Source organism: Proteus sp. HMSC14B05 (assembly GCF_001808035.1).
Lineage (GTDB): Bacteria > Pseudomonadota > Gammaproteobacteria > Enterobacterales > Enterobacteriaceae > Proteus > Proteus mirabilis.
The window spans coordinates 196,444-220,227 of sequence record NZ_KV791994.1 but is presented as its reverse complement, the minus strand read 5'-3'; the positions used below and the strand labels follow the sequence as shown (position 1 = coordinate 220,227).

Genomic DNA, 23,784 nt, shown 5'->3' with positions numbered 1-23,784 from the left:
ACATCAGTCTGAACGCAGTAGGGATCCACGTCCTGTAGGGCGTGGAGGATGTCAACTATGGTTAGATACAAGGATAGATATCAAAACGGTGATTTTTGGTGGTGACACTTGCATGTGCGGGTTGATTGTTTAACGGCTCAGCATAATCAGGACGCTTAACAACCACTCGTTTTTTAGCCAGTGCCATGGCTGGTGCTAATAATGCATCAGCATCTTCATCCGCACCGACAAGAGATTGGAATACCCGCATCTCTTTTTTCACTAATGCGCTTTTGGTTTTATGGGGATACATAGGATCAAGATAGACTACATCAGGTGTAGGGCTAATTTGCGTGAGTGCCTGTGCAGATGAAGCATAAATGAGCTTCATACGCTGTTGCATCCACTCACCAATATCTGCATCGAGATAAGCGCGTTTCAAGCCATCTTCAAGTAATGCAGCCACCACAGGATGACGTTCAACCATTCTTACGTTACAACCAATAGAGGCTAATACAAAGGCATCACGGCCTAATCCTGCTGTTGCATCAACCACATCGGGTAGATAATCCTTTTTAATACCTACTGCTTTTGCTACCGCTTCACCACGACCACCGCCAAATTTACGACGATGAGCCATAGTACCCGCGACAAAATCCACGTAGATCCCACCAAGTTTAGGCTCATCTTGTTTACGCAATTCAAGGTGAGTGGGCGTTAAGACTAACGCCATAGTTTGTGTGGCGTCGTGAATTAATCCCCAACGTTGCGCTAAAGCAGATAAGGCGCTGTTATCAGCGCCTTCTTCACAAAGTAAACAGATATTCACATATCATCCTTTAATGCCGTAGCCTTTGAGCATAGCATCAAGTTTCGGCTCACGACCACGGAAGCGTTTGAACAGCTCCATTGGCTCTTCTGAACCACCACGGGTTAAAATATTATCAAGGAATGATTGACCTGTTTGGCGATTAAAAATGCCCTCTTCAGAGAAGCGAGAGAAGGCATCAGCAGCCAGTACATCAGCCCATAAATAGCTGTAATAACCTGCTGCATAACCACCGGCAAAAATATGGCTAAAGGCATGAGGGAATCGCGCCCAAGGTGTTGCAGGTACTACCGAGACTTTCTCTTTTACGCTATTTAGTATTTCCATGATACGAGCACCTTTAGCCGGATCATATTCAGCGTGTAGGCGGAAATCAAACAGACCAAATTCTAGTTGGCGTAATACAAACATCGCAGACTGATAATTTTTTGCTTTGAGCATATTATCAAGCATAGCCTGTGGTAATGGCTCGCCAGTTTCATAATGGCCAGAAATAAAGGCTAACGCTTCTGGCTCCCAGCACCAGTTTTCCATAAATTGGCTTGGTAACTCAACCGCATCCCATGGTACGCCATTAATACCTGATACATCAGCGGTATCAATTTGCGTTAGCATGTGGTGTAAACCATGACCAAACTCATGGAATAGCGTGGTTACTTCGTTATGGGTAAAGAGTGCGGGTTTATCACCTACTGGTTTATTAAAGTTGCAGGTAAGATAGGCGACAGGATTTTGTAGTGTGCCATCAGCATGACGCATTCTACCAATGCAATCATCCATCCAAGCACCACCGCGTTTATGTTCACGAGCGTATAAATCAAGATAGAAGCTACCGCGCAATGTGTTGCTTTCATCATATAATTCAAAGAAACGTACATCATCGTGCCAAGTGTCGATATCATGACGCTCTTTAGCCGTTAAACCATAGATACGGTGAACCACTTCGAATAAGCCACTTAATGCACGGTGCTCTGGGAAGTAAGGACGTAACTGTTCGTCATCAATGGAGAATAGATGTTGTTTTTGTTTTTCGCTGTAGTAAGCCAGATCCCAAGGCTCTAATTTCTCCACACCATAATGTGTTTTGGCAAAGTGCGTTAATTCAGCCAGCTCTTTTTCGCCTTGAGGATGAGCTCGAGAGGCTAAATCAGTTAAGAAATTAAGTACTTGTTCTGGCGATTCTGCCATCTTAGTGGCAAGTGATTTTTCGGCATAATTTTTAAAGCCGAGCAACTGAGCCAACTCATGGCGTAATGCTAAAATTTCCGCCATCACTTCACTATTATCCCATTGACCTGCATTAGGGCCTTGATCAGAGGCTCGAGTGCTATAAGCAATACTCATCTCTTTTCTAAGCTCACGATTATCAGCATAGGTCATAACAGGTAGATAGCTTGGCATATCGAGCGTTAATAGATAACCTTGTTGCTCTTTTGCTTGTGCCATTGCTTTGGCTGCATCAATGGCGCTTTGCGGCATACCGGCAAGTTCACTTTCATCGGTGATAAGTTTAGACCACCCCATGGTCGCATCTAACACATTATTACCAAATTTGGCGCTCAGTTCTGATAGGCGTGCACTGATTTCACCAAAACGCTGTTGTTTCTCTTTTGGTAAACCGATACCGGATAATTCAAAGTCACGTAACGCATTCTCAACGGCTTTTTTTTGTGGTTGAGTCAGTAAGGCAAAATCAGCGCTTCCTTTGATAGATTTATAGGCTTGATATAATCCTTCGTGCTGACCCATCCAAGTACTGAACTCAGACAGTAAAGGTAAGCTTTGCTCGTAAGCTTCGCGTAATTCAGCGCTATTTTTAACGGAGTTTAAATGGCTAACAGGAGACCAAACACGAGAAAGTTTATCACCCGCTTCGGCTAACGGTTGGCAAAGATTATCCCAACTAAAATCGGTGTTGTCAGCGAGAAGTTTTTCTACGGTTGCACGATAATTAGCTAAAACTTCTTTAATGGCAGGTACAACGTGTTTTGGTTCTATCTGGGAAAATGCAGGTAATCCCGTTGTGCTAAGTAATGGATTTGACATAAAAAACATCCTGTATCTGGGTTTACAGTGACATGGCATACATCACTGAGTTTATTCGTCATAGGTAATAAGATGAGGATGAAAGTGCATAAGTTCAATAGTATCGCGTTAATTATCAGTTTTTTTACTCAAAAGCGGGATTATTTTCTTTGAAAGAGGTTTTATTGATTTAGTGCACTTGGGAATGATTTTATTTCAGCGTATAATCATCATGTTATTTCATACAAATAATCCTATATGGAAGATCATCGTCCCCGGTGGGGCGGCTGGACTTCAAATCCAGATGGGGCCGCCAGCGGTCCTTGGCAGGTTCGACTCCTGTGATCTTCCGCCACTTAAGTTCATTACACCTCCCAAAACTCAATCAATCCCTTAATGATCAGTTATTAAGCTATTTTTAATTCAACAAATGTTAAAACGTTTGCAAGAGAATTGACTCACAGGAGTGCTATTAGGCAGAAATGCGAAAAGTAAGCATACTCGTACATGTTCGGTGAATGGTATTGATAGTGATAGTAAATTGAATAAGGCGCTATGGGTGATGACTGAAAAATGTACGAATATTATTCAGAAAGATGGATAGTATAGGGGATCGTATTACATTGTTTTTTCATAAAATAATGTGCTTGCTATCTATTTGCTGGTGGCCTTATTTTTTTGTTAAATATGCTATATTGTTGTTCACAGTTTATGCATAACGTATAGAGAGTGGAGGCCATGTAATGAGTGATAATCTTCCTGAAGCACCACAGGGTGAATTTGTTTTGTTCCGCAGTGAAGATGGTCAAACTCGCGTCGAATGCCGCTTTGAGTCTGATACTCTGTGGTTATCTCAATCATCAATTGCTGAGCTGTATGGAAAAGACGTTCGTACAATTAACGAGCACCTTGTTAATATTTTCTCTGAAGGGGAACTTGCTCAAAACGCAACCATCCGGAAATTCCGGATAGTTCGATTAGAGGGAAATCGTCAGGTTTCCAGAGAGATAGACCACTATAGTTTACCTGCCATTATTGCTGTTGGTTACCGTGTCCGCTCTGTCCGTGGTACTCAGTTTCGTCAGTGGGCAACGCAAACGCTGGAACAGTATCTGATCAAAGGGTTTGTGATGGACGATGAACGGCTGAAAAATCCGCCTATCGGTCAGTCAGTCGTGCCGGATTACTTTGATGAGATGCTCGAACGCATCCGTGATATTCGCGCCAGTGAGCGGCGGGTGTATTTACGGGTGAAAGAGATCTTCACCATGGCAGCGGATTACGAACCATCCAATAAAGAAACAACTCGTTTCTTCCAATCTATCCAAAACAAATTACATTTTGCTTGTACCGGCATGACTGCCGCTGAGCTTATAGCTAGTCGCGCAGATGCCAGTCAGCCGGATATGGGCTTAACCAACTATAAATTTGATGAGGTGCGTAAAACCGATGTCACGATTGCGAAGAATTATCTACGCGAAAATGAGCTGAAAGAATTAAACCGTATCGTCAATATGTGGCTGGATTTTGCTGAAGACCAAGCGCTGCGCCGTAAGCAAGTTTTTTTACAAGATTGGGATACTAAGCTAGATCAGTTTTTAAGTTTCAATGACCGTGATGTATTACAAGGCGCAGGTGGGATTAGTAAGAAAGCCGCTGATGAAAAAGCTAGAGAAGTATTTGATATTTATGCTCAAAAACGTCGACAATTAAAAGAAGCTGAAGGGACGAGGGCGAATATTGCAGCATTGAAAGATTTGCTGAAAAAAGGTAAGTAAGATAATAAGATAAGTAGTGTATTTACCATCCTCTAAAAATAAGTGAAATTACCACTACGGATAGAATGTTCCTAGATAAAAATCTCTACGCTGTGTCACTCAGAACCTCGGCTGACGCTTAGTCTTAAAGACCAAGCTTATTTTTTAACACTTCATACGGTGTTTTACCAGCATGCGCTGAGTGAGGGCGATGACAATTATAAAAAGCCTCCCATTCAGCTAATTTTTCATGTAAATCGACATCATCTTTATAATCGATATATTGATAAACTTCTTGCCATATTATTAATGCAAAGAAAAATATTTTTGCATAATTATATATATTATTTTTATTAAAATAACTTCTTAGGCATTTAATTACCATTAAAGATTAATGAAAATATAATAGCAGAATACTATTATTGATCTAAATCAATAATCTAGTTAATCAGTAATATAATTACTTATTAAAATTGATCTCTATTTTCATTAAAATGTGTTTTTACACTTTATATTAGTATTAATAGAATTAAAAAAGATATTTAAAATCATGTGATTACTTTACAAATATATTGATACTAATTCTTTGATTAAGTGCTATTTTTGGGCTTAAGTTTTCTTAATAAATGTGATGACAGGATATTCAACCAGAAATGCGCTTTTATCAGAGTATTATAGTACTCTAATTATTAGTACTTAAATCGCTATTTGATGAATTATGTAACAAATTGTAAATGTATATGATCAAATATATCAATTAGGCTATATCAATAATGCATTATTCTTTATTTTTCTGCAATTCTATAAAAAATATATTTTTTAAATTATTTTTTAATTAAAGAATTAATTTATTTAATTATCATATAATTAATAAAAATCTTTTCTTTTAAATACAAATTATTTGCGTAAGCTAATAAATTAAATCGATCAATAACCAATATTTGATAGGTTGTAGCTATTAAGTTAACTAACTTCGATCGGTATAAACGTTTTTACTCTTATTTTTATATATTTATGATTGATTTAAATGAAATGTTTAGTTAACAATTTTCTATTGGAGTGTAATTAATGAAATCTAATATGATTAGTGGTCATGTTGGTATTTTTTTAAGAAAAGCACGTAAAGAAAAAAATATGACAGGAAAGCAGTTGGCAAGATTAATGAATGTTAGCCAACAACAAATTTCACGATATGAAATAGGAGCTACTGCAATTACCGTTGATCAATTAGCAAATTTTTTATTAATTTTAGATAAAAAATGGGTAGATGTATTTAAATATCTTGAAAATGAATTTTCCGATGAGAGAGAAATAAACAAAGTCGATAATAAAAAGAAATATATTTTATGGAAAGGTTGTCAAACAAAAAACTTCATAAATAACTTTTAATTACATTAAAAATTAATAAATCACATAAAATAATTATCATTGCAATGATTTTATTAATTATATTTTATAAAAAGCACAATTAAAGGTGTTTTTTATACTATGTAATTGTTTTTTATAAATCAAAATTAGAGAGAATAATATGTTAAATAAAAAAATAGCGTCGGTGATGCTATCAACAATTATTGCTGCTTCTTTTGCTACGGCTGCTAATGCAGATACTCGTGTTGCACAAGCAACTGCTACTTGGCAAGCAACTGCAATTAAAGATACAACCAGTATGTTAGTTGTCACTCCATTAAAAAGTCTGACTTTTAATTATGCTGAAGGACAAAAATCATTTAACCAACAAAATGGTGCATTTGATATTGCTATTCAAGGCCAATCTGGCGCAACCGATTTTAAATTATCATCAAAACTAATTGCTAATACGTTAGCAAGAACAACTGATGATTCAACATTAACAGTTGGTGTTAAATGGAATGGGGAAGACCTTTCTAAAACAACTGATGTCGTGTTAATTGATACATCAAAAGGGTTAACCTCAGGTTTAGATAATTTAGCTGCTGATGGTATTTACAATGGCTCTGAGCGCGCTACAGATCGTGGTGAATTCACTTTTGTAATTGCCAGTGCACAAGCAGCAGGAGCAACAGCCGATTTTAAATCACTGGCTGATGGTGTCTGGGATGGTGATGTAAAAGTGCAATTTACTGCCACTTGGGATGGTGACTTTTCTACCGTTAAACCTAATCCAGAACCTTAATTCTCCTTTATTGGCTAATTGATATTACGATAAAGATACTATAGGGAAGTAATATCTTTATCGTTATTTATTTTTAGAAACTGACTATTATGAATAAGATAAAATTAATCCTTTTTTTATTATTGTGGTTTCCATTAAAAAATAGTTTTGCAGTAAATGTAGGTAATATAACAGAGATAATATCTTCTGATGAAAGTACTCTTGCCAAAGAAATTGAAAATACAGTAAATACGGCAAGATTAGTCAATTTGACAATAGAAAAATTAGACTCACCACTTGAAAATGGGAAAGTTATTCCGGTTACTGATCCCAATGAAATTCTATCAACACCGGCTAATCTGATTCTTCCCGGTCATGCAAGTGATGTATTTAAAATCATTTATCAAGGGCCTAAGGATGATAAAGAGCGTTATTATCGATTAAATTGGAAAGATGATCCTATTGCTGAAAATGGTATAACACAAAGCTCAAAATCAGCGACAGCAACAACATCTGCAACTATTAGTACAATTTTAGTGGTTGCACCCAGAATTGAGAATTTTAATTATCAGTATCATGATAATAAAGTTTCTAATATCGGTAATAGTTCATTTCGTGTTGTGGCTTCAGGCCCTTGTCTAGCAGAAAAACAACAATATGGTGTGGAGGGGATGTGTCGCGAGCGTTATTACCTTATGCCACATTTAGCCGTTAAATTACAACTTGTCGATCTCACAAATAAAAAATCTAGCGTAGGCATTTGGCACAAAGGAGAGTTCATTGTTGTCAAATAAAAAATAAAGAATGGGCTAAATCATGCGTAAGAGTATTATCGCTTTATCAATATTAGGTATTATTTTTTCGAATACGATTAATGCTAATGAAATAAAAAGAATTAAAGTGGGCGGATATATTATTCCTCCGGCATTTGTTAATGCTTTAGAGGAAGGTATGTCGGTGCCCGTTTTCTTACGACTTAATGATGCAAATAAACAAAACCAAAGTGAAAAGAAAATTGCAGATGCGATTATTGTTATCGATAATGATAAAATAAAACTATCAAGTATTCAATTAATCGAAAATAATCAAGGCGCAACACTAAATCAGTTATTAGTTGATAAAATTGAAAATAAAAAAAATGCTATCTTTAATGAAAATAATAGTATAACTATTGATAGTAATGCTGCTCTTCAATTAAATGTCTCTTCATTTAATTTATCATTAGATGTTGATAAGTCAGCTTTTGCACCCAAAGAACATGCTAGACAATCCATATTAGGAAATTCATCTGTTAATTCATTTTCTGCTGTGGCCAACTATGATTTGGGCGTCTTTCAAAGTCGTGTTAAAAACGCCCAAGATTCATCCAGTAGCTACTTTAATTTAGACACATTATTAGCTAAAGCTGAACACCATTTTAATATTAATGCATCTGCCTACAGTATAGGTAAATCCAATTCCAATATTGAACTCTATAGAGCAATGTATGAACGTGATTTTAATGGATTGCGTTTTGCTATCGGGTTAATGAGCACTTGGAATTTACAGTCCTTAGCCAGCTTAACAGTATTGAGCAGCAGTAAAATTTATGCAGCATCAATCGGGAATAATTCATCAAGTAGGGTGGTGAATAAACAGCAATCATTAACTCCGATTTATGCTTTTTTAAATAGTCCAGGTGAAGTTCGTATTTATCGCCAAGGTAAATTATTAAATATTCAAAATTTCCCGATGGGTAATTTTGAAGTTGATACCAGCATGTTGCCTTATGGTATTTATGAAGTAACGATTGAAACCGTTATTGATGGCAAGGTAGTGACAACACAACATCAAACCATTAATAAGTCTTTTGGTACCGCTAACGGTAATTTTGACCAATTAAATTGGGAAATTTATGGTGGCTATATTGATTTTGATAAACGTCATTATATCAAAGAGGGGGGCGCTTATAACCAAACTCCCGAAAAAAGTTATTTAATCGGTAGCTCTTTTGCTTATAACTTTCCTCTGTTATCCGGTATTCGTTTTCAAATGTCTAACTATGGATTTGATAAATTTATTGTACAGGAGACGAATATCAGTGTAGCGGTAAATAACTATCTTTCTATTGCTTGGCAAGGAATGTTAGAGAATCATGGTAGTCACCGTAATATTAGTACGCTTTCTATTAATATCCCAGAAGGCTATGGTTCATTATGGGCATCTAAAGAGAAAACTATCGTAAGAGGTGATTTACCGCTATATGAGGCTGACAGTTACTCTTATGGAGGAACTATTAATTTCGATAAGATAATGGATAGAACGGGTTCATTTACTATCAGCAATACCAAAGATAAGCGAGTTGGTAGTGATTCTATTAATTATGAATATGCAAATACATTATTTTCGGGACGTTATGGCACGGTAGGATTAAGAGCTGGGGTTCAGCGTTATCATTATGATAATCAAAATAGCACTAATGAAAAATTTATTAATCTTGATTTCTCTTTACCTCTTTCAACGTGGTTAAGTACTGGGATCTCTTCAACCAATGGCAATGTAAAAGCCAATATTTATGTGAATAAGAATTTTGAAAACTCCGTGATCACTAATGCGGGGGTTTCTGTTTCTAAGTTAGTGCATGATAAAGATAATGGTGAATCTGACTTCTCAACTCTAGGTTACGCTTCTTATGATACGAAGTATAACTCTGGTACGGTGACCATTAATCGCCCTGATAATAAACGACTCAATGGTAATTTAACTTCTCGTGGCTCTATAGCTTATAGTGAAGGGATGATCACACCCAGTGGTCAACAAGGTAAATCTGGCATTATTATCAATTCAGACATTAAAGGTAGTGGCAGTATGCTCGCTAAAGTTAACGGGCAAAATTACCCGATTAGTGGAAAAAATACCTTTATTCCATTATCTCCTTATTCAGATTATGACATCCAATTAATGAATGATGGCAAATCGAAAGACAGCTTTGACATTATTTCTGGCCGAAATAAATCCGTCACATTGTATCCAGGAAATATTGCCTTTTATCAACCGGAAGTGAGGCAATTAGTCACGGTTTTCGGACGTCTGAAATCCCCTAATGGTGAACTTTTAAAATATGCTTCAATTCGAAATCATATTGGTCGAACTAAAACAGATCAAAATGGTGAGTTTTCAATGGATGTAGATGTCCGTTATCCGGTGATCTCGTTACTACAAGAAGATCAGCAAACAATCTGTGAAGCAGACTTAGATCTTAAAGGGGCACAAGGAGCAATGTGGGTTGGAGAGGTAACTTGTCAACCTCAGTCTAGTTTCGTAAAAAGATAACGAGAACTTTATTATGAATAGCAAAATATTTTTTTTACTCGTAGCACCTTGTCTTTTAAATTTATCGCTGTCTACAACCAGTCAAGCCGCTACGGTAACTAATAGTTACGTTTTTATTGAGAATAATGTAGATAATGAATATTTTATTACCCCAAGAACAACCGATCCGCGTTTTTCGGGTGCCAATAAATATACGCGTTATTCAAAATCTTCACAGCTCAGTTTAGGTTATATGGGGTATACCAATACATCCATTCAGGCCAATCAATATGTCGATATTTGGCTAGAAAATTCTCAAATAGATAAGCCATTTGTGGGTAATCGATGTATGAGGCGTTATTGTACAGATGATAGTGGCTATTGGCCTGCGCAATATATAGGTAAAGATGGGGCTTATAAAATAGTTCAGACGAATACTAACGGTGAATCGGCTTATGCTCGGGGGATATTTAGTGATTCGGCATACCTGTATTTTCGCCAATTGCCTGTAGGCACTATAGAGACATATAGTTATAGAGCCTGTATGACAAAAACAGACTATGATCCCAGTAAAGGCGAATCTTGCCAAAGTATCGGCGGAAGAATGCTTGCATCACATGAGTTTAATATCACTAAGTCTGGGCATATAAAACTGACCTCAACAGGTGCTTTACAAGAAATATTTATTGATAGTAACGGTAATCCCACGATTGGCTTAGGCTCTCAGTTTTGCCGAGTGGGTATTGTATCAAACCAAAATGGTATTATTTGTCAGGTGATTGATCATGAAACTACTGGGGATATATTTACCAATATTAGGCTTAATTTAAAAATTAATAATACACTGATCCCTTTTACGCCAGCGGCAAATACAATAAAAATTGGCCCCGATGATGGCAGTAATAACTGGTATAATTATAATACAACATACCCCGCTAATTATTATTTTAAAGTTAATAATAAAAATGTTTCTATCTTTTTATCTAATACCTTTTTAAAAAGACTCGTCTCTAGTAATGTCGACTTTAAAAATAGCCAAGACTTTTTTACCTTTTCATTTACCAATACAGCAGTGCCTCAATCTGGGTATTATGAGTTCACCCCCTCAAATACACTTATTCTGAAACCGAGAGATTATGGCATAAGCATTATTCCTGCTGATTTTAACCCTCATCAATCTAAAACGGGAAAAGTGGGTAATGAAGAGCCACCCATTGAGTTTAATTATATTGTTACCACCAGTGGCCCTAGACAAGCAGACTCTATTACTGCATCTGTAGAAGGACCACAAACAACATTAAAAGGGCAATCCTATTGTTTATTCTCCTCCAGTGATAACCGACTTAATGTGCCTTTTCCGGCTTATCTCTCATTTAAAAATAGTGATGGTACGGATGCAAAATATAGAGCGAGTTGTGATAGTCATGAAATTTCATTAAAAAATGCGTTATGGACAGAAACACCATGGGATAGACCTGATGAAGACTTAGGCTCTTTTTATAGAACGAACCTAGATTTATCTTTTCCAATGAATGATGCTAACTCATTTTTCACTTTAGATGGTATTGATTGGCTAGGAACAGTCTCAGCCAGTGGAACGGTAACGGTTAAGGCTATATGGACTGGGCCTGATATTAACTAAAGTTGATTATTTTTATGTTATGGCGACTGATAAGAACGTACTGGTTTTTTATTTAAGTCGCTTTCTATTATAACGAATACTGAAATTTTAATATGAAACTAATATCTTGGTTTAAGATACTTTGCGGGATGTTGTTAGTCTTCTTTTATCACCATGCATATGCACTTTATATTAGTGCAGATATTTCCTCTATGGAGTCGGGGGAACCCTTCTTTTCTAAGCCCTATATTAATGATACTAAAAAAACCAATTTATATACATTTAGTGCTTACCAAATTGATAGGCCGGGTTATCAAGAGCAGGGCACACCTATTCAGAATGGAGAAATTCTTTTTACTCCCCTTAAAAAAATTCTATTACCCGGGGAGCAGGAATTTTTTAAAATTTTCTATCGAGGAGAGGCGGATGAGAAAGAACGTTATTATAAAATTATTATCAGTGAAACGCCACTTGATATAAGAAATGATGAAGGGCAAAAAAAACAACCACTGTTCTACCCCACAGTAAGTTTAGAAACCTATTTTGTTGTTAGACCTAAAGATCCAGATTTCAAATATGATTTAAATATTAACCAAGGGATATTAAAAAATATAGGTAATACTTATTTTAGGGTTTTGTTACATCAAAATTGTGATGGTGATGATGACTCAGAGCCTTATGTATTTTATTTATTACCCAATCAACAAATTAAAGATCTGCGCATAAGTCAAAAAAGTCGTAAGTATATTGTTATCTTTGATAAATATTACTCTATAGGGAATTGTGAGTAATAGTGTGACTTTAAAGTGTATTGGCCATGATGCTCATGGCCAGTGTCCGAGTCACCTATAAGAATGATTGTGGGCATAATATTAGCTATATAACAGGAATAAATTTCTATTTATAATTTTGCATTAAGTGAAGCTCTTTTCTTAGCTATCTCCTCCTCAATCGATAAAACGCATCGGCGTTGTTACCTCTAGATTGACTTGATAATACCAATATATAAATTTAAACAATTTCAACATTTCTGATAGCGCGATAGTCAGTTATCGATAAAATAAAAATAATAGTTTTACTAATATATAGAGTAGCGGGGGATATGAATTATTGGCAGTGTATTAACGTTCTATAATAGATTAACACACTGCAGTATCTGATTTATTTCTCAGTCGTGATAACGATTAGATCACTTTTTCTTATTCAGCATCGCTTTTAAATCAGCAAAAGGGTTATAGGTTGCTTGCCCAACATCATCTTGGGCATCTTCCCCTGCTACAACGGTAGAGCCGTACTCTTCTGCTTCTGTGTATTTTGAGTGCTCATGATCATGACAATACAGACACAGTAACTCCCAGTTACTGCCATCTTCGGGATTATTGGTGTGGTCGTGATCAATATGATGAACGGTTAATTCACGCAGATTTGAATAGACAAATTCACGAGCACAACGTCCACAAACCCAAGGGTAGAGTTTTAGCGCCTTTTCGCGGTAACCGCTTTCTAGTTTTGCATAGTTTTTGGGGATCACAGCCATGGTTTATTTTGCCTGTTATAAATGATAGAGAAAGTTTTTTGGTTACTTCTCAATATACCCTAATGCATTAAGGGAGCCAATGTGATTAACACAACGCTTACTCAGCAAATAACATCGATATGGTTATGAGTGTTATTATGATAATTTGCGTTGTTGTAACGAGATGCAGTCTTAAAAATTACAGGTATAATTTCGGGCATTATTGAGCAAAATTAGGCATAAAAATGGCAAAACTTACCTTACAAGAGCAGATGCTAAAAGCGGGATTAGTGACAAATAAGAAAATGGCTAAAGTACAAAGAACGGCGAAAAAATCGCGGGTTCAGGCCAGAGAAGCGAAAGAGGCTGTAGAAGAAAAGAAACGTTTACAGCTTGAGCGTGATAAACAACTCAGTGAACAGCAAAAACAAGCAACCTTATTAAAAGAGTATAAAGCGCAAGTTAAACAACTTATTGAGATGAATAGAATTACCCCTGCTAAGGGCGATATTGATTTTAAATTTACCGATAATAATGTGATTAAAACGCTTGAGGTGGATAAAGTAACACAATCTCAATTAATTAATGGTCGTTTAGCTATTGCACGTTTAGTGATTGATAGCGCCGGAAACAATGAATATGCCATTATTCCTGCGAGTGTGGCAGATAAAATCATGCAAAGAGATGCAGATTGTATCTTATTAAACAACACATTAAGCCAAGCAGAACAAGACGAAGATGATCCTTATGCTGATTTTAAAGTGCCAGACGATTTAATGTGGTGATTTTAAGGGTGGCTTGATATTAAAACGGCGAAGGTAGATAAATATCCATCGGTTGCTCACTAACAGGGTGAATAAAATGTAACTCACAGGCATGCAACATTAGCCGTGGGGTATACTCTGTTCCTGATAATAATAGGCCACCATACAAATCACACCCTAAAATAGGGTGCCCTATATATTGGCAATGGATACGCAATTGATGTGTTCTGCCTGTTTCCGGTGTGAGTCGCACGCGCGTTAAAGGTAATCGAGTGCCATCAACCAGAGTCTGATAAAACCGTTCGATAACTTGATAGTAAGAGCGCGCAGCTTTGCCTTGTGTGGTGCTAATCGACATACGTGGAAAGTGTTGTGGATCTTTCGCGATAGGCGCTTCTATAACACCACTATCATTTTGCAAATGGCCACATAATAGGGCGTCATAAGCTTTAGTGACGGTTCGCTGGCTAAATTGTTGACAAAGTGCACGGTTAATCGCTTTATTCAGGGCAATAACCATCACCCCCGATGTGCCAAAGTCTAAACGATGAACTAATGTGCACTCGGGAAACAATGGTACTAAGCGATAATGAACAGAATCGATATTTTGCGGGTTTTTACCTGAAAGGCTTAGTAAACCTGAAGGTTTGTTTATTACCAGTAGATGTTCATCTTGATAAAGATACTCAATCTTGTCATGGCAAGTGGGGGCAATAAAGGTATCAATAATCGTCGACATCAAATTATCCTGATCACAAAAGTGCACTGATCATAGCTAAATTTCAGCCGATTGGCGACTCAAACCATAATATGCTTATTTACTCAATTTAAAGACTAATAGGCAAAGGCATAGTCTGAATGCAGATTGTGCTTTATACTGCATAGAGAAAATTGAGTAATAATGATCATGTAGGCGGTAATGGCAATGAATGGAACAATCACAAAATGGTTTGAAGATAAAGGTTTTGGATTTATCAAAGATGAAAATGGGGATAATCGCTATTTTCATGTGATTAAGGTTGCCAACCCTGATCTTATTAAAAAAGATGCAATAGTCACGTTTGAACCCACGACCAATATGAAGGGGTTATCAGCCTATGCAGTAAAAGTGATCCCAGACAGTAAATATATCTTTATTGCCGGAGAGCGCGTTAAGTTAACGTCAATTAAGTCTTATCGTGTTTATAGCGAACAAGTACCCGTTAAAACGCATATTGATAAAGAAAATACAATATTATCAGTTGGTATGCTAATGAACAGTATTAAGCCTAAATCTGAGTCGGCAGCAGATCAAACGCGTACTTTGAAAAAAATTGATATCATTACTTATCACGGCAAAGTATTAACCTTTACTGATGATGAAGTCGATATTGATGCAACAGTCAAAGTGATTAAGGCTTAATTGAGATAATGCGCATCTGTTTTTAACTCAATAGTGCAATGGATCACCTTTGTGATTAAGCATATTATGCAGTAGAGTGTAATATGCTTAACTGATTGTTTTATCATGATTATTAATTGATTAGGTGAGATATGCTGGATTTTTTAAAAAATTATGACAATTTAACCGTCAGTGAAAAGAAAGTATTAAAGTATCTTACCGATAATATCGCCGATATCCCCTATTTAAATATTAATGATTTAGTCGCTAAAACCTTTGTATCAAAAACGGTAATTATTAATTTATCGCAGAAGTTAGGTTTTAGTGGCTTTAAAGAGCTAAAGTTTCAAATTAATAATTATATTCTTTCGCGTAATAAAATAGAAAAGAGTGATCACTCATCTTATAAAAAACAACTAGAGAAGAATATTAATAAAAGCTTTACCCTCATCAATGAAGAGCAAATTAAAGAGTGTGCTAAAACACTGCGCCATTCTCGTAATATTTTTATTGTGGCAAGGGGAACAAGTAAAGCAGTCGGTTATTATCTTGAACACTTATTGTTTGCACTGGGCCTGCATTGCTTTTTTATTAATGATTATAACTTATCAGATTCATTTACACGTTTAGTGAATGAAGATGACACGGTTATTTTTATCTCTCTTTCAGGGGGAACTAAAAAGATCATTGAAACGGCAAAAATTGTGCAGTTAAAAGAGGCAAACATTATCAGTATGACAGCCTTTAATACCAATGAGTTAACCAGTTATGCGACGCATACGCTATTTTGTTTCGCGGATAATCATGATACGAAAAAAGATGATACCAAGTCACGAATTGGTTTTTTTATTTTGGTTGATTTGTTAATAAATGAAATAGAAAACCTACTTTAAACATTATTTTTTAGTCTCAGAATTATCTCTTCAAGATTAACTTTTTCACGGCCTTATTCTTTACTATATTAATAAATTTAATGTATTTTAAGCTAAAATAACAATTTATTTTAAAAACACCTTTATTTTCAATTTGTTCAATATCTCTTTAATGGGCTATTTATTAATAATAGAACATTCTATCTTCAAAAATTTATTATTTATTAAATTATTTTTTAATTTAAAAGACCTAGGTCATAATAAATGACCTAAGATAATATTTAAAACTAGCCCGCCATTCATTTTATAGATAACTCAATGCTAGAGTACTTTTGTCATTTTTCTATATTCGAGAAGTCATAAGGAAAAAATATGGCCAAGAAAAAATTCAGCGAATCCATACAGCGCTTTGGTAGGACCCTACTCCTGCCAATCGGTGTTTTAGCGCCTATCGGTATGATACTGGGTATCAGTGGCGCTTTAGTTCAGTCTTATATGATTGCACGCTTTCCTTTCCTGGGGAATGAAACAGTCAATGCATTATTAGTGAGCATCCGCTCTATTGCAGGGGTCGTGTTTGATAATATTCCACTGCTATTTGCTATGGGGGTGGCTTATGGTATGAGCCATAAAGACAAGGGGATCGCCGTGTTTGCCTCCGTTGTCGGCTATTTAACCTTGATTAGCACCATTAATATTTGGCTCGTTTTGACGGGGAAACTCGCTGATCCTGCCGTAATGACTCAAGTGGGGCAGATCAAGGTGTTAGGTATTCAAACCATGAATATCAGTGCCGCTGGGGGGATTATCACCGGATTAATTGCCGCTTGGGCGACAGATAAATTCTATAACCTTGAACTTCCTACCGCTTTTGCCTTCTTCTCCGGTAAAAAATCCGTTGCCATTATTATGGTGGGATTAATGATTGGCGTAGGGGCATTACTACCCTTTATCTGGGAAGTCTTGGTGATGGGATTAACAAAACTTTCCGCGGTCTTCCTGAGTCCTGTCGGACCATTCTTTACAGCAGGGGGAGAGCGACTGTTTATTCCATTTGGTTTACACCATGTATGGAACGTGTTGTTTAGATTTACCGAAGCAGGTGGCTCTTACGTTATTGATGGACAAACCTATGTGGGTGTTGTTCCTGCTATGACAGAAGTGTTGTTTAACCAAGGGCCAAGTAGTGAATATTGGTCAATGATGCCAAGCTTAACGCGTTTTATGGCACAACAACAAATGCTGGTCACTCTGTTCTTATTCCCAGCAATTGCCTTAGCAATTTATAGAACGTCAAAAAAAGAGAATCGCGCAGAAGTTAAATCTATGTTGGTGACCATGGTATTAACCGCCATGTTAGGTAACGTCACTGAGCCACTTGAATTTACCTTTGTGTTTATTGCGCCACTTTTATATCTGATTTACGCCATTATTGTTGGTATTGGTGCGGTTTTACTCTCTTTTGCTGGCGTGGCGATTGGCTATATCCGAGGTACGGTATTTGACTTCACCATCTTTGGTCTGCTCTATGAACATACCAACTGGATCTACTTAGTGATTATTGGTTTAGGTCTGGCGGTTGTCACTTACTTCATTTTCTACTGGGCCATTATTAAGTTTGATATCAAAACACCGGGTCGTGAAGAATCAAGCAATATGAAAAATACGCTTATTAAAGAGAAGCGTTATGGCGAAATTGCGGAGATCTTAATTCGCGCTTTAGGCGGAAAACAAAATATTCGTAACGTTGATAACTGTATTACTAGACTCCGTGTCGATATCGGTGAAGTAAATCAAATTGATAAAGAGTTAATGTTGGAATCAGGTTGTACAGCATTCTTTATTCCTGCAGCGAACCATGTCCATATTGTTTATGGGCCAAAAGTTGAGTTTGTTCGCAATGCTGTTGATGAAGCAATGAAGAAATAACAAAGGATACAAAATGAGAGCGTTATACGATTCTAAAAGTAAAACAATCGATGATCGCGGTATTAAAGCGCTGTTATCCAATGAAGCTAAATATTCAACTTGGTTGATGTTTGAGGCGATGCTCGCTCAAGCTCAAGCTGAACACGGTTTTATTCCACAGTCAGCGGCTGATGAAATTAAAGAAAAAGCGGTTATTGAGAATATCGATTTTGAAGAAATGAACCGCATTTACCAAAAAATCGGTCATGGTTTCGTGCCCTTTTTAAAAGTGTTAGTTAAGGCATGTTCCCAAGAGAGTGGTAAATATGTGCACTACGGCATTACCACGCAGAATATTCAGCAAAGTTCACAGCTTTATATGATGAAGACAGTGCACCATAAATTTATGTTGCTACTTGGAGAGATCATCGAAAATTTAGCTAACTTGGCAGAAAAAACCAAACATATGGTCATGCCCGGTAGAACACATGGCCGCCATGCTATTCCTATTACTTACGGCTATAAAGTATCGGTCTGGATCAGTGATTTTATCGACTGTTATCAGCGCATGAGAGAGTGTGAAAAACGCGTCTTTACTATCATGATGGGCGGTGCTGTGGGTGCATTTAACTCAATGCCAGAAGTGGGTATGAAGGTGCAAAAACGTGTGGCTGAATTAGTCGGTATGGAAGCGATGGAGGTGCCTTCTCGTAACCTTAGTACACATAAATTAGAGTATATGGCTAATTTGGCATTGATGGCTAATATCTGCCATAAAATTGGTGAAGAAGTTTATAGTACGACACTTGAGGAAATTGCGGAAGTTTCGGAAGGGTTTACCAAAGGTACTGTTGGCAGTAGCACTATGCCGCATAAAATTAATCCTAAACTGGCTAAAGGGATCATCGCTAACTCACAAAAACTGTATTCTTTACCCAGTGTGGGTATGTATTCTGCGGTAAGACCTTATGAAGGGGATAGTAGCTCCTATATGTTATTTGATGGGTTACTGGAAGAGGCATTAGAGCTGACAACAGAAATTCTATTAAGAACAGAAGAGCTTTCCAGAACAATAGTACCGCATGAAGAGAGAATGCTACATAACGTCATGAGAAATAAAGGATTAGATAATACAGAGTACGTTATGATGAAAATGGCAGAAAAACTAGGCAAAGATAAAGCACACTCTTTATTGTATGAAGAGGCGATCAAAACAGCAGCAGATGGCGAAGATTTCTATACTAACTTGATAAAAAATCCCGTTATCTCTGCGGCATTTAGCCCAGAAGAAATTAAAGCAATGCTTGATCCAAGAGCCTATATCGGTTTATCGGTGGAAATTGCGGAGAAAGAAGCTAAACGCGGGCATGTGGCTAGCCAAGAAATTAAACAAAACTATCAATAAGTCTATTAATAAATAAAGTTATCAAGTATCCAAACATCGGGGATAATTAGTCAGAGAGCTTCTTAAATAAGAAGCTCTCTTTTTGTTTTTTAACCAATCAAACCATGTACCAATATTATACCGATACAGATAGGGCCGATATAACGCCAAACTAATAATAAGCATTGGCGTTTTGCTCCAGTAATATTATCTGGAATAACCGCATTGGCTCTACGTGACCAGCCAAAAATTAAACACATCGCAATACCAAACAGTGGCATTAAGATATTGGAGGTTAAGTAATCCAATAAATCAAAGAGTGTTTTGCCCCCTAAAGTTACATCACTCATAGGACCAAATGATAATGAAACTGGGATACCCATTAACATAATAGAGGCTGTGACCACTAAGCCAGCTCTACGGCGAGTCCACTGAAAACGCATTTGTACATAAGCGACGATATGTTCGAGTAATGAAATTGCAGAGGTTAATGCCGCCATTAATAATAAGACAAAGAAAGTGACCGCCAAGATATTGCCACCAGGCAAGTTAGCAAAATAGACTGGCATGGTCATAAAGGTTAAGCCTGGGCCAGCATTTGGCTCTAATCCAGCAGCAGTTAACGCAGGGAAAATCATTAAGCCCGCTAAAACACACACTAAACAAGAGAGGATTACAACCCACATACTAGAGTTAGCAATAGTCTTATTATCCGCTAAATAGGCGCTATAGGTAATATGAATACCCAAACCGATAGACAGCGAGAAGAAGGCTAATCCCAACGCATCTAATACCCCTTGCGGGGTTAATTTACTAAAATCAGGATATAAGAATAATTTTAAACCTTCTGAAGAGCCGGGTAAGCTAATACCGACAATAATCAAAATAATCATGATAATAAACAGCAATGGCATCATGATCTTGACGGCTTTTTCTAATCCGCGTTGAACACCCGCTAATACGACAAAACATGTTAATCCGGCAAACACCAAGTGAGCAAGAATAGGCCATAAAGGGTCACTGATAAAACGGGTGAAGATCCCCGTTAATTCACTGCTATCAGTAATATTTAATTCACCAGTAGCTGCCATAATGGTGTAACCAATAGTCCACCCCCCGACAACACTATAAAAGCTATAGATACACCATGAACTAAATACACCAATGACACCGATAATTACCCAATTACGTCCCATCATCTTTTTGAAGGCATTCACGGCTTCGGCATGGGTGCTACTACCTAAAATATTTTCAGCTAATAAAACAGCTAATCCGATAATAAAGCTAAATAACAGAAAGACGACGAGGAATGCACCACCCCCATTATTGGCGGCGACATAAGAGAACTTCCAAATTGCACCAATACCAATGGCAGAGCCAGCGGCTGCTAAAATATGGCCTACACGAGATGTCCATTGTTGGCTCATTTTGCCTCCGATTTCATTATGTTAATGATAGAAACGGTTGCCGAACAATAGTGTATTGCAAAGGTGTGATAACCCTTAATCCTTGTAGTGGAACGAGACATCATAAAAACTCCCCTAAAAACAGTTCCACCAGCAGGGTTATAAAAAAACCACCTTACTGGTGGCTTTAGCAAAAAATGAACGAGCTTGGCCACCCTAATAAAGTAGGAGTAGATATAGGCCTAGAAGTCGATTGTTAGTGTTAATGTTCATGTTTTTGCTCTTTATTGAAATGAATTTGGTTTGTTGCACTGATTTATTGAATGCCATTGCTAACAAATAACTATTTTGTTATATCATAAAAACAAATTAATGAAAGCCCTTTTTTTAAAAAACTTGATAACGTTTTGATAACTTTTGCTCAGAAAATCTTGTCGACAAAAATGTCGATATAACCTTGGTAGCCAGTGACAGAAATACTATCTACTTATTTTTACATGGTTTTTTACTTGGCATAAATCGTGCTTAGTTGGATGTTCTTTATGACTCTTTTACTCCCTAGTTAGGGGAAAGGATATCAAATGAACAAAATCAACTCCGTCTGTCCTTATTGTGGCGCTGGCTGCAAAATCAATCTCTGTGTCGAAAATGGTCGAATAATCAAAGCTGAAGGTGCCAATGGTGTCACTAATCAAGGCGAGCTTTGTTTAAAAGGTCTCTATGGATGGGATTTTTTAAATGACAATAAATTACTGACAGCCAGAATTCATCAACCGATGATCCGCCGACAAAAAGGGGCTGATTTTGAAATTGTCAGTTGGGATGAAGCGATTGAGTTTACGGCTAAAAAGTTACTCGCAATTAAAGAGAAATACGGTGCTAAATCTATTATGTGCACCGGCTCCTCTCGGGGTACAGGTAACGAAACCAATTTTGTGATGCAAAAATTTGCTCGTGCTGTACTGGGTAATAATAATGTTGATTGCTGTGCCCGTGTTTGTCATGGCCCTTCTGTTGCTGGTTTACAAGAAACACTAGGCAATGGGGCAATGAGTAATTCCATTGCTGATATTGAAGATTCAGATTGTTTGTTGGTGTTTGGTTATAACTGTGCCGATTCTCACCCTATTGTGGCGCGTCGTGTGGTGAAAGCGAAACAAAAAGGGGCCAAAATTATTGTTTGTGATCCTCGTAAAATAGAAACAGCGAAGATTGCTAATCAATATCTTCCCTTAAAGAATGGCACCAATATGGCGTTAGTTAATGCATTTGCCTATACGCTGATTGATGAAGATCTTTATGACAAAGAATATGTGAGTCGTTACACCGAAGGTTTTGAAGAATATAAAAAACAGCTGGTGGATTATAGCCCTGAAGCAGTAGAACGTATTGTTGGGGTTTCTGCAAGCGAGATCCGCCAAGCTATGCGCACTTATGCAGCCGCAAAAACAGCCACCATTATGTGGGGAATGGGAGTAACACAATTTGGTCAAGCGGTAGATGTTGTGAAAGGGCTAGCGAGTTTAGCGTTATTGACGGGTAATTTAGGCAAACCACATGCAGGTGTTGCCCCTGTTCGCGGGCAAAATAATGTACAAGGTGCTTGTGATATGGGGGTTTTACCCAATATGTTCCCCGGCTATCAAAGTGTGACAGATGAAGGTATTCGTCAAAAATTTGCTCAAGCTTGGCATATTCCGGTTGAAAAACTCGATCCGCAAGTGGGTTATCGCATTACTGAAGTCCCTCATTTAGCCATTGAAGGTAAAGTGAAAGCTTATTACATCATGGGAGAAGATCCACTTCAAACTGAGGCAGATTTAGGTCTGGTTAGAAAAGGTTTTCAAGCGCTCGATTTTATTGTGGTTCAAGATATCTTTATGACGAAAACGGCCGAGCAAGCAGATGTCATTTTACCTTCTACCAGTTGGGGTGAGCACGGTGGTATTTTTACTTGTGCTGATAGAGGTTTTCAACGTTTTGAACAGGCAGTACAAGCACGTGGTAACGTTAAACGTGATTGGGAAATCATTAGTTTATTAGCCACGGCTATGGGCTATCCAATGTCTTATACAGATAATGAAGAAATTTGGCATGAGGTAAGAGCATTATGTCCGCTATTTTTCGGTGCGACCTATGAAAAATTAGCGGGATTAGCCCATATACAATGGCCTTGTCCTGAACTCGATCATCCGGGAACACCCTATTTATATTCAGATAATCGATTTACAACGCCATCAGGTAAAGGGCAGCTTTTTGCTACCGCATGGCGCGCTCCCGCAGAGTTGCCTGATGATGAGTATCCAATGATTTTATCAACGGTACGTGAGGTAGGGCACTACTCTTGTCGCTCAATGACGGGTAATTGTAAAGCATTAGCATCATTAGCAGATGAACCGGGGTATGTGCAAATTCACCCTGATATTGCTAAAGCGGCAGGTATTGCTGATCAAGAAATTGTTTGGGTTGCATCTCGTCGAGGTAAGGTGTTGTCACGGTGTAATCTAAACGAAACCGTTAATAAACAAGCTATTTATATGACTTATCAATGGTGGATTGGTGCATGTAACGAACTGACACAAGATAATCTCGATCCTGTTTCAAAAACCCCAGAAACTAAATATTGTGCTGCACGAGTGGTGAAGATTGACGATCAAAAATGGGCAGAAAGCCAAGTCGCTCAAGATAATCACGCCATGAGAAGTCGTTTAATTAATTTAGTCGAGCAAGCAAAAACAGCGACACACTAAATTAATCACTCAAGAGAAATATAACAAAATCAATGGAGGCTATTTGGCCTCCATTTTTATTCTGTTTATTTATCATCATGTTATATCAATTTGGTCATTGTTTGATCTTCTTCACAGATCGTAGTTTTTCTGATTGAGAAATAAAACTCCGTAAAATAATATAATTCGGA

At 37.2% G+C, this 23,784-nt stretch carries 18 protein-coding genes, 1 tRNA gene and 1 pseudogene; 14 read left to right on the top strand and 6 right to left on the bottom strand.

What is annotated here, in order from left to right:
* Nucleotides 1-61: 61 nt before the first annotated feature.
* Nucleotides 62-808, bottom strand: coding sequence for a 16S rRNA (guanine(1516)-N(2))-methyltransferase RsmJ (gene rsmJ, locus HMPREF3129_RS12430; protein ID WP_012368588.1), 747 nt, complete (start codon nucleotides 806-808; stop codon nucleotides 62-64).
* Between the two features lie 3 nt (nucleotides 809-811).
* Nucleotides 812-2,854 carry an oligopeptidase A gene (gene prlC / locus HMPREF3129_RS12425; protein WP_036919353.1) on the bottom strand — a complete coding sequence of 681 codons (2,043 nt, stop codon included), beginning with the start codon at nucleotides 2,852-2,854 and terminating at the stop codon, nucleotides 812-814.
* 239 nt (nucleotides 2,855-3,093) lie between these two features.
* Between prlC and HMPREF3129_RS12420 the strand changes: the two genes are divergently transcribed.
* Both HMPREF3129_RS12420 and HMPREF3129_RS12415 read left to right on the top strand, forming a co-directional pair.
* Nucleotides 3,094-3,188, top strand: a tRNA-Sec gene (locus HMPREF3129_RS12420).
* A 388-nt stretch (nucleotides 3,189-3,576) separates the two neighbouring features.
* The gene (locus HMPREF3129_RS12415) at nucleotides 3,577-4,611 is read left to right on the top strand and encodes a virulence RhuM family protein (RefSeq protein ID WP_036919350.1); all 1,035 of its coding nucleotides are present in this window, start codon (nucleotides 3,577-3,579) and stop codon (nucleotides 4,609-4,611) included.
* A gap of 99 nt (nucleotides 4,612-4,710) precedes the next feature.
* On the opposite strand, the pseudogene HMPREF3129_RS12410 reads toward HMPREF3129_RS12415, so the two are convergent.
* A pseudogene (locus tag HMPREF3129_RS12410) lies at nucleotides 4,711-4,888 on the bottom strand (IS481 family transposase); the annotation flags it as partial.
* 770 nt (nucleotides 4,889-5,658) lie between these two features.
* On the opposite strand from HMPREF3129_RS12410, the gene HMPREF3129_RS12405 reads away from it, so the two are divergent.
* The 6 genes from HMPREF3129_RS12405 to HMPREF3129_RS12380 all read left to right on the top strand — a co-directional run bounded on the left by HMPREF3129_RS12405 (nucleotide 5,659) and on the right by HMPREF3129_RS12380 (nucleotide 12,424).
* Nucleotides 5,659-5,979, top strand: a complete 321-nt coding sequence (locus tag HMPREF3129_RS12405; RefSeq protein WP_004246668.1) for a helix-turn-helix domain-containing protein — start codon at nucleotides 5,659-5,661, stop codon at nucleotides 5,977-5,979.
* A 139-nt stretch (nucleotides 5,980-6,118) separates the two neighbouring features.
* Nucleotides 6,119-6,742, top strand: a complete 624-nt coding sequence (gene ecpA, locus HMPREF3129_RS12400; protein ID WP_004246669.1) for a common pilus major fimbrillin subunit EcpA — start codon at nucleotides 6,119-6,121, stop codon at nucleotides 6,740-6,742.
* 89 nt (nucleotides 6,743-6,831) lie between these two features.
* Complete coding sequence (locus tag HMPREF3129_RS12395; protein WP_004246670.1) at nucleotides 6,832-7,515, top strand: EcpB family pilus assembly chaperone; 684 nt, start codon at nucleotides 6,832-6,834, stop codon at nucleotides 7,513-7,515.
* Between the two features lie 22 nt (nucleotides 7,516-7,537).
* Nucleotides 7,538-10,033 carry a TcfC E-set like domain-containing protein gene (locus tag HMPREF3129_RS12390; RefSeq protein ID WP_036895820.1) on the top strand — a complete coding sequence of 832 codons (2,496 nt, stop codon included), beginning with the start codon at nucleotides 7,538-7,540 and terminating at the stop codon, nucleotides 10,031-10,033.
* Nucleotides 10,034-10,046: 13 nt separating this feature from the next.
* Nucleotides 10,047-11,654, top strand: coding sequence for a hypothetical protein (locus HMPREF3129_RS12385; protein WP_004250003.1), 1,608 nt, complete (start codon nucleotides 10,047-10,049; stop codon nucleotides 11,652-11,654).
* A 92-nt stretch (nucleotides 11,655-11,746) separates the two neighbouring features.
* Nucleotides 11,747-12,424 carry a hypothetical protein gene (locus tag HMPREF3129_RS12380; protein ID WP_036919347.1) on the top strand — a complete coding sequence of 226 codons (678 nt, stop codon included), beginning with the start codon at nucleotides 11,747-11,749 and terminating at the stop codon, nucleotides 12,422-12,424.
* A 398-nt stretch (nucleotides 12,425-12,822) separates the two neighbouring features.
* Here HMPREF3129_RS12380 and yajD read toward each other — a convergent pair whose 3' ends face one another.
* A complete protein-coding gene (gene yajD / locus HMPREF3129_RS12375; RefSeq protein WP_004246674.1) occupies nucleotides 12,823-13,170 on the bottom strand; it encodes an HNH nuclease YajD in 348 nt (115 codons plus the stop codon).
* 224 nt (nucleotides 13,171-13,394) lie between these two features.
* Here yajD and HMPREF3129_RS12370 point away from each other — a divergent pair, with 224 nt between their 5' ends.
* Nucleotides 13,395-13,934: a DUF2058 domain-containing protein gene (locus tag HMPREF3129_RS12370; RefSeq protein ID WP_017628616.1), complete on the top strand. Its 540-nt coding sequence runs from the start codon at nucleotides 13,395-13,397 to the stop codon at nucleotides 13,932-13,934.
* 19 nt (nucleotides 13,935-13,953) lie between these two features.
* On the opposite strand, the gene HMPREF3129_RS12365 is transcribed toward HMPREF3129_RS12370, so the two are convergent.
* The gene (locus HMPREF3129_RS12365) at nucleotides 13,954-14,652 is read right to left on the bottom strand and encodes an RluA family pseudouridine synthase (RefSeq protein ID WP_036919343.1); all 699 of its coding nucleotides are present in this window, start codon (nucleotides 14,650-14,652) and stop codon (nucleotides 13,954-13,956) included.
* Between the two features lie 186 nt (nucleotides 14,653-14,838).
* Between HMPREF3129_RS12365 and HMPREF3129_RS12360 the strand changes: the two genes are divergently transcribed.
* The 4 genes from HMPREF3129_RS12360 to HMPREF3129_RS12345 all read left to right on the top strand — a co-directional run bounded on the left by HMPREF3129_RS12360 (nucleotide 14,839) and on the right by HMPREF3129_RS12345 (nucleotide 19,479).
* Nucleotides 14,839-15,315, top strand: coding sequence for a cold-shock protein (locus tag HMPREF3129_RS12360; RefSeq protein WP_004249014.1), 477 nt, complete (start codon nucleotides 14,839-14,841; stop codon nucleotides 15,313-15,315).
* A gap of 131 nt (nucleotides 15,316-15,446) precedes the next feature.
* Entirely contained in the window at nucleotides 15,447-16,187 is a 741-nt protein-coding gene (locus tag HMPREF3129_RS12355; protein WP_004246678.1) for a MurR/RpiR family transcriptional regulator, read from the top strand.
* Between the two features lie 351 nt (nucleotides 16,188-16,538).
* Complete coding sequence (locus HMPREF3129_RS12350) at nucleotides 16,539-18,095, top strand: PTS transporter subunit EIIC (RefSeq protein ID WP_004246679.1); 1,557 nt, start codon at nucleotides 16,539-16,541, stop codon at nucleotides 18,093-18,095.
* 13 nt (nucleotides 18,096-18,108) lie between these two features.
* A complete protein-coding gene (locus HMPREF3129_RS12345) occupies nucleotides 18,109-19,479 on the top strand; it encodes a class-II fumarase/aspartase family protein (protein ID WP_004246680.1) in 1,371 nt (456 codons plus the stop codon).
* An 89-nt stretch (nucleotides 19,480-19,568) separates the two neighbouring features.
* Here the strand turns inward: HMPREF3129_RS12345 and HMPREF3129_RS12340 are convergent, their stop codons facing one another.
* Nucleotides 19,569-20,885, bottom strand: a complete 1,317-nt coding sequence (locus HMPREF3129_RS12340) for a sodium-dependent transporter (protein WP_004246681.1) — start codon at nucleotides 20,883-20,885, stop codon at nucleotides 19,569-19,571.
* A 560-nt stretch (nucleotides 20,886-21,445) separates the two neighbouring features.
* Between HMPREF3129_RS12340 and fdhF the strand changes: the two genes are divergently transcribed.
* Nucleotides 21,446-23,614, top strand: a complete 2,169-nt coding sequence (gene fdhF / locus HMPREF3129_RS12335; RefSeq protein WP_004250014.1) for a formate dehydrogenase subunit alpha — start codon at nucleotides 21,446-21,448, stop codon at nucleotides 23,612-23,614.
* Nucleotides 23,615-23,784: the final 170 nt, after the last annotated feature.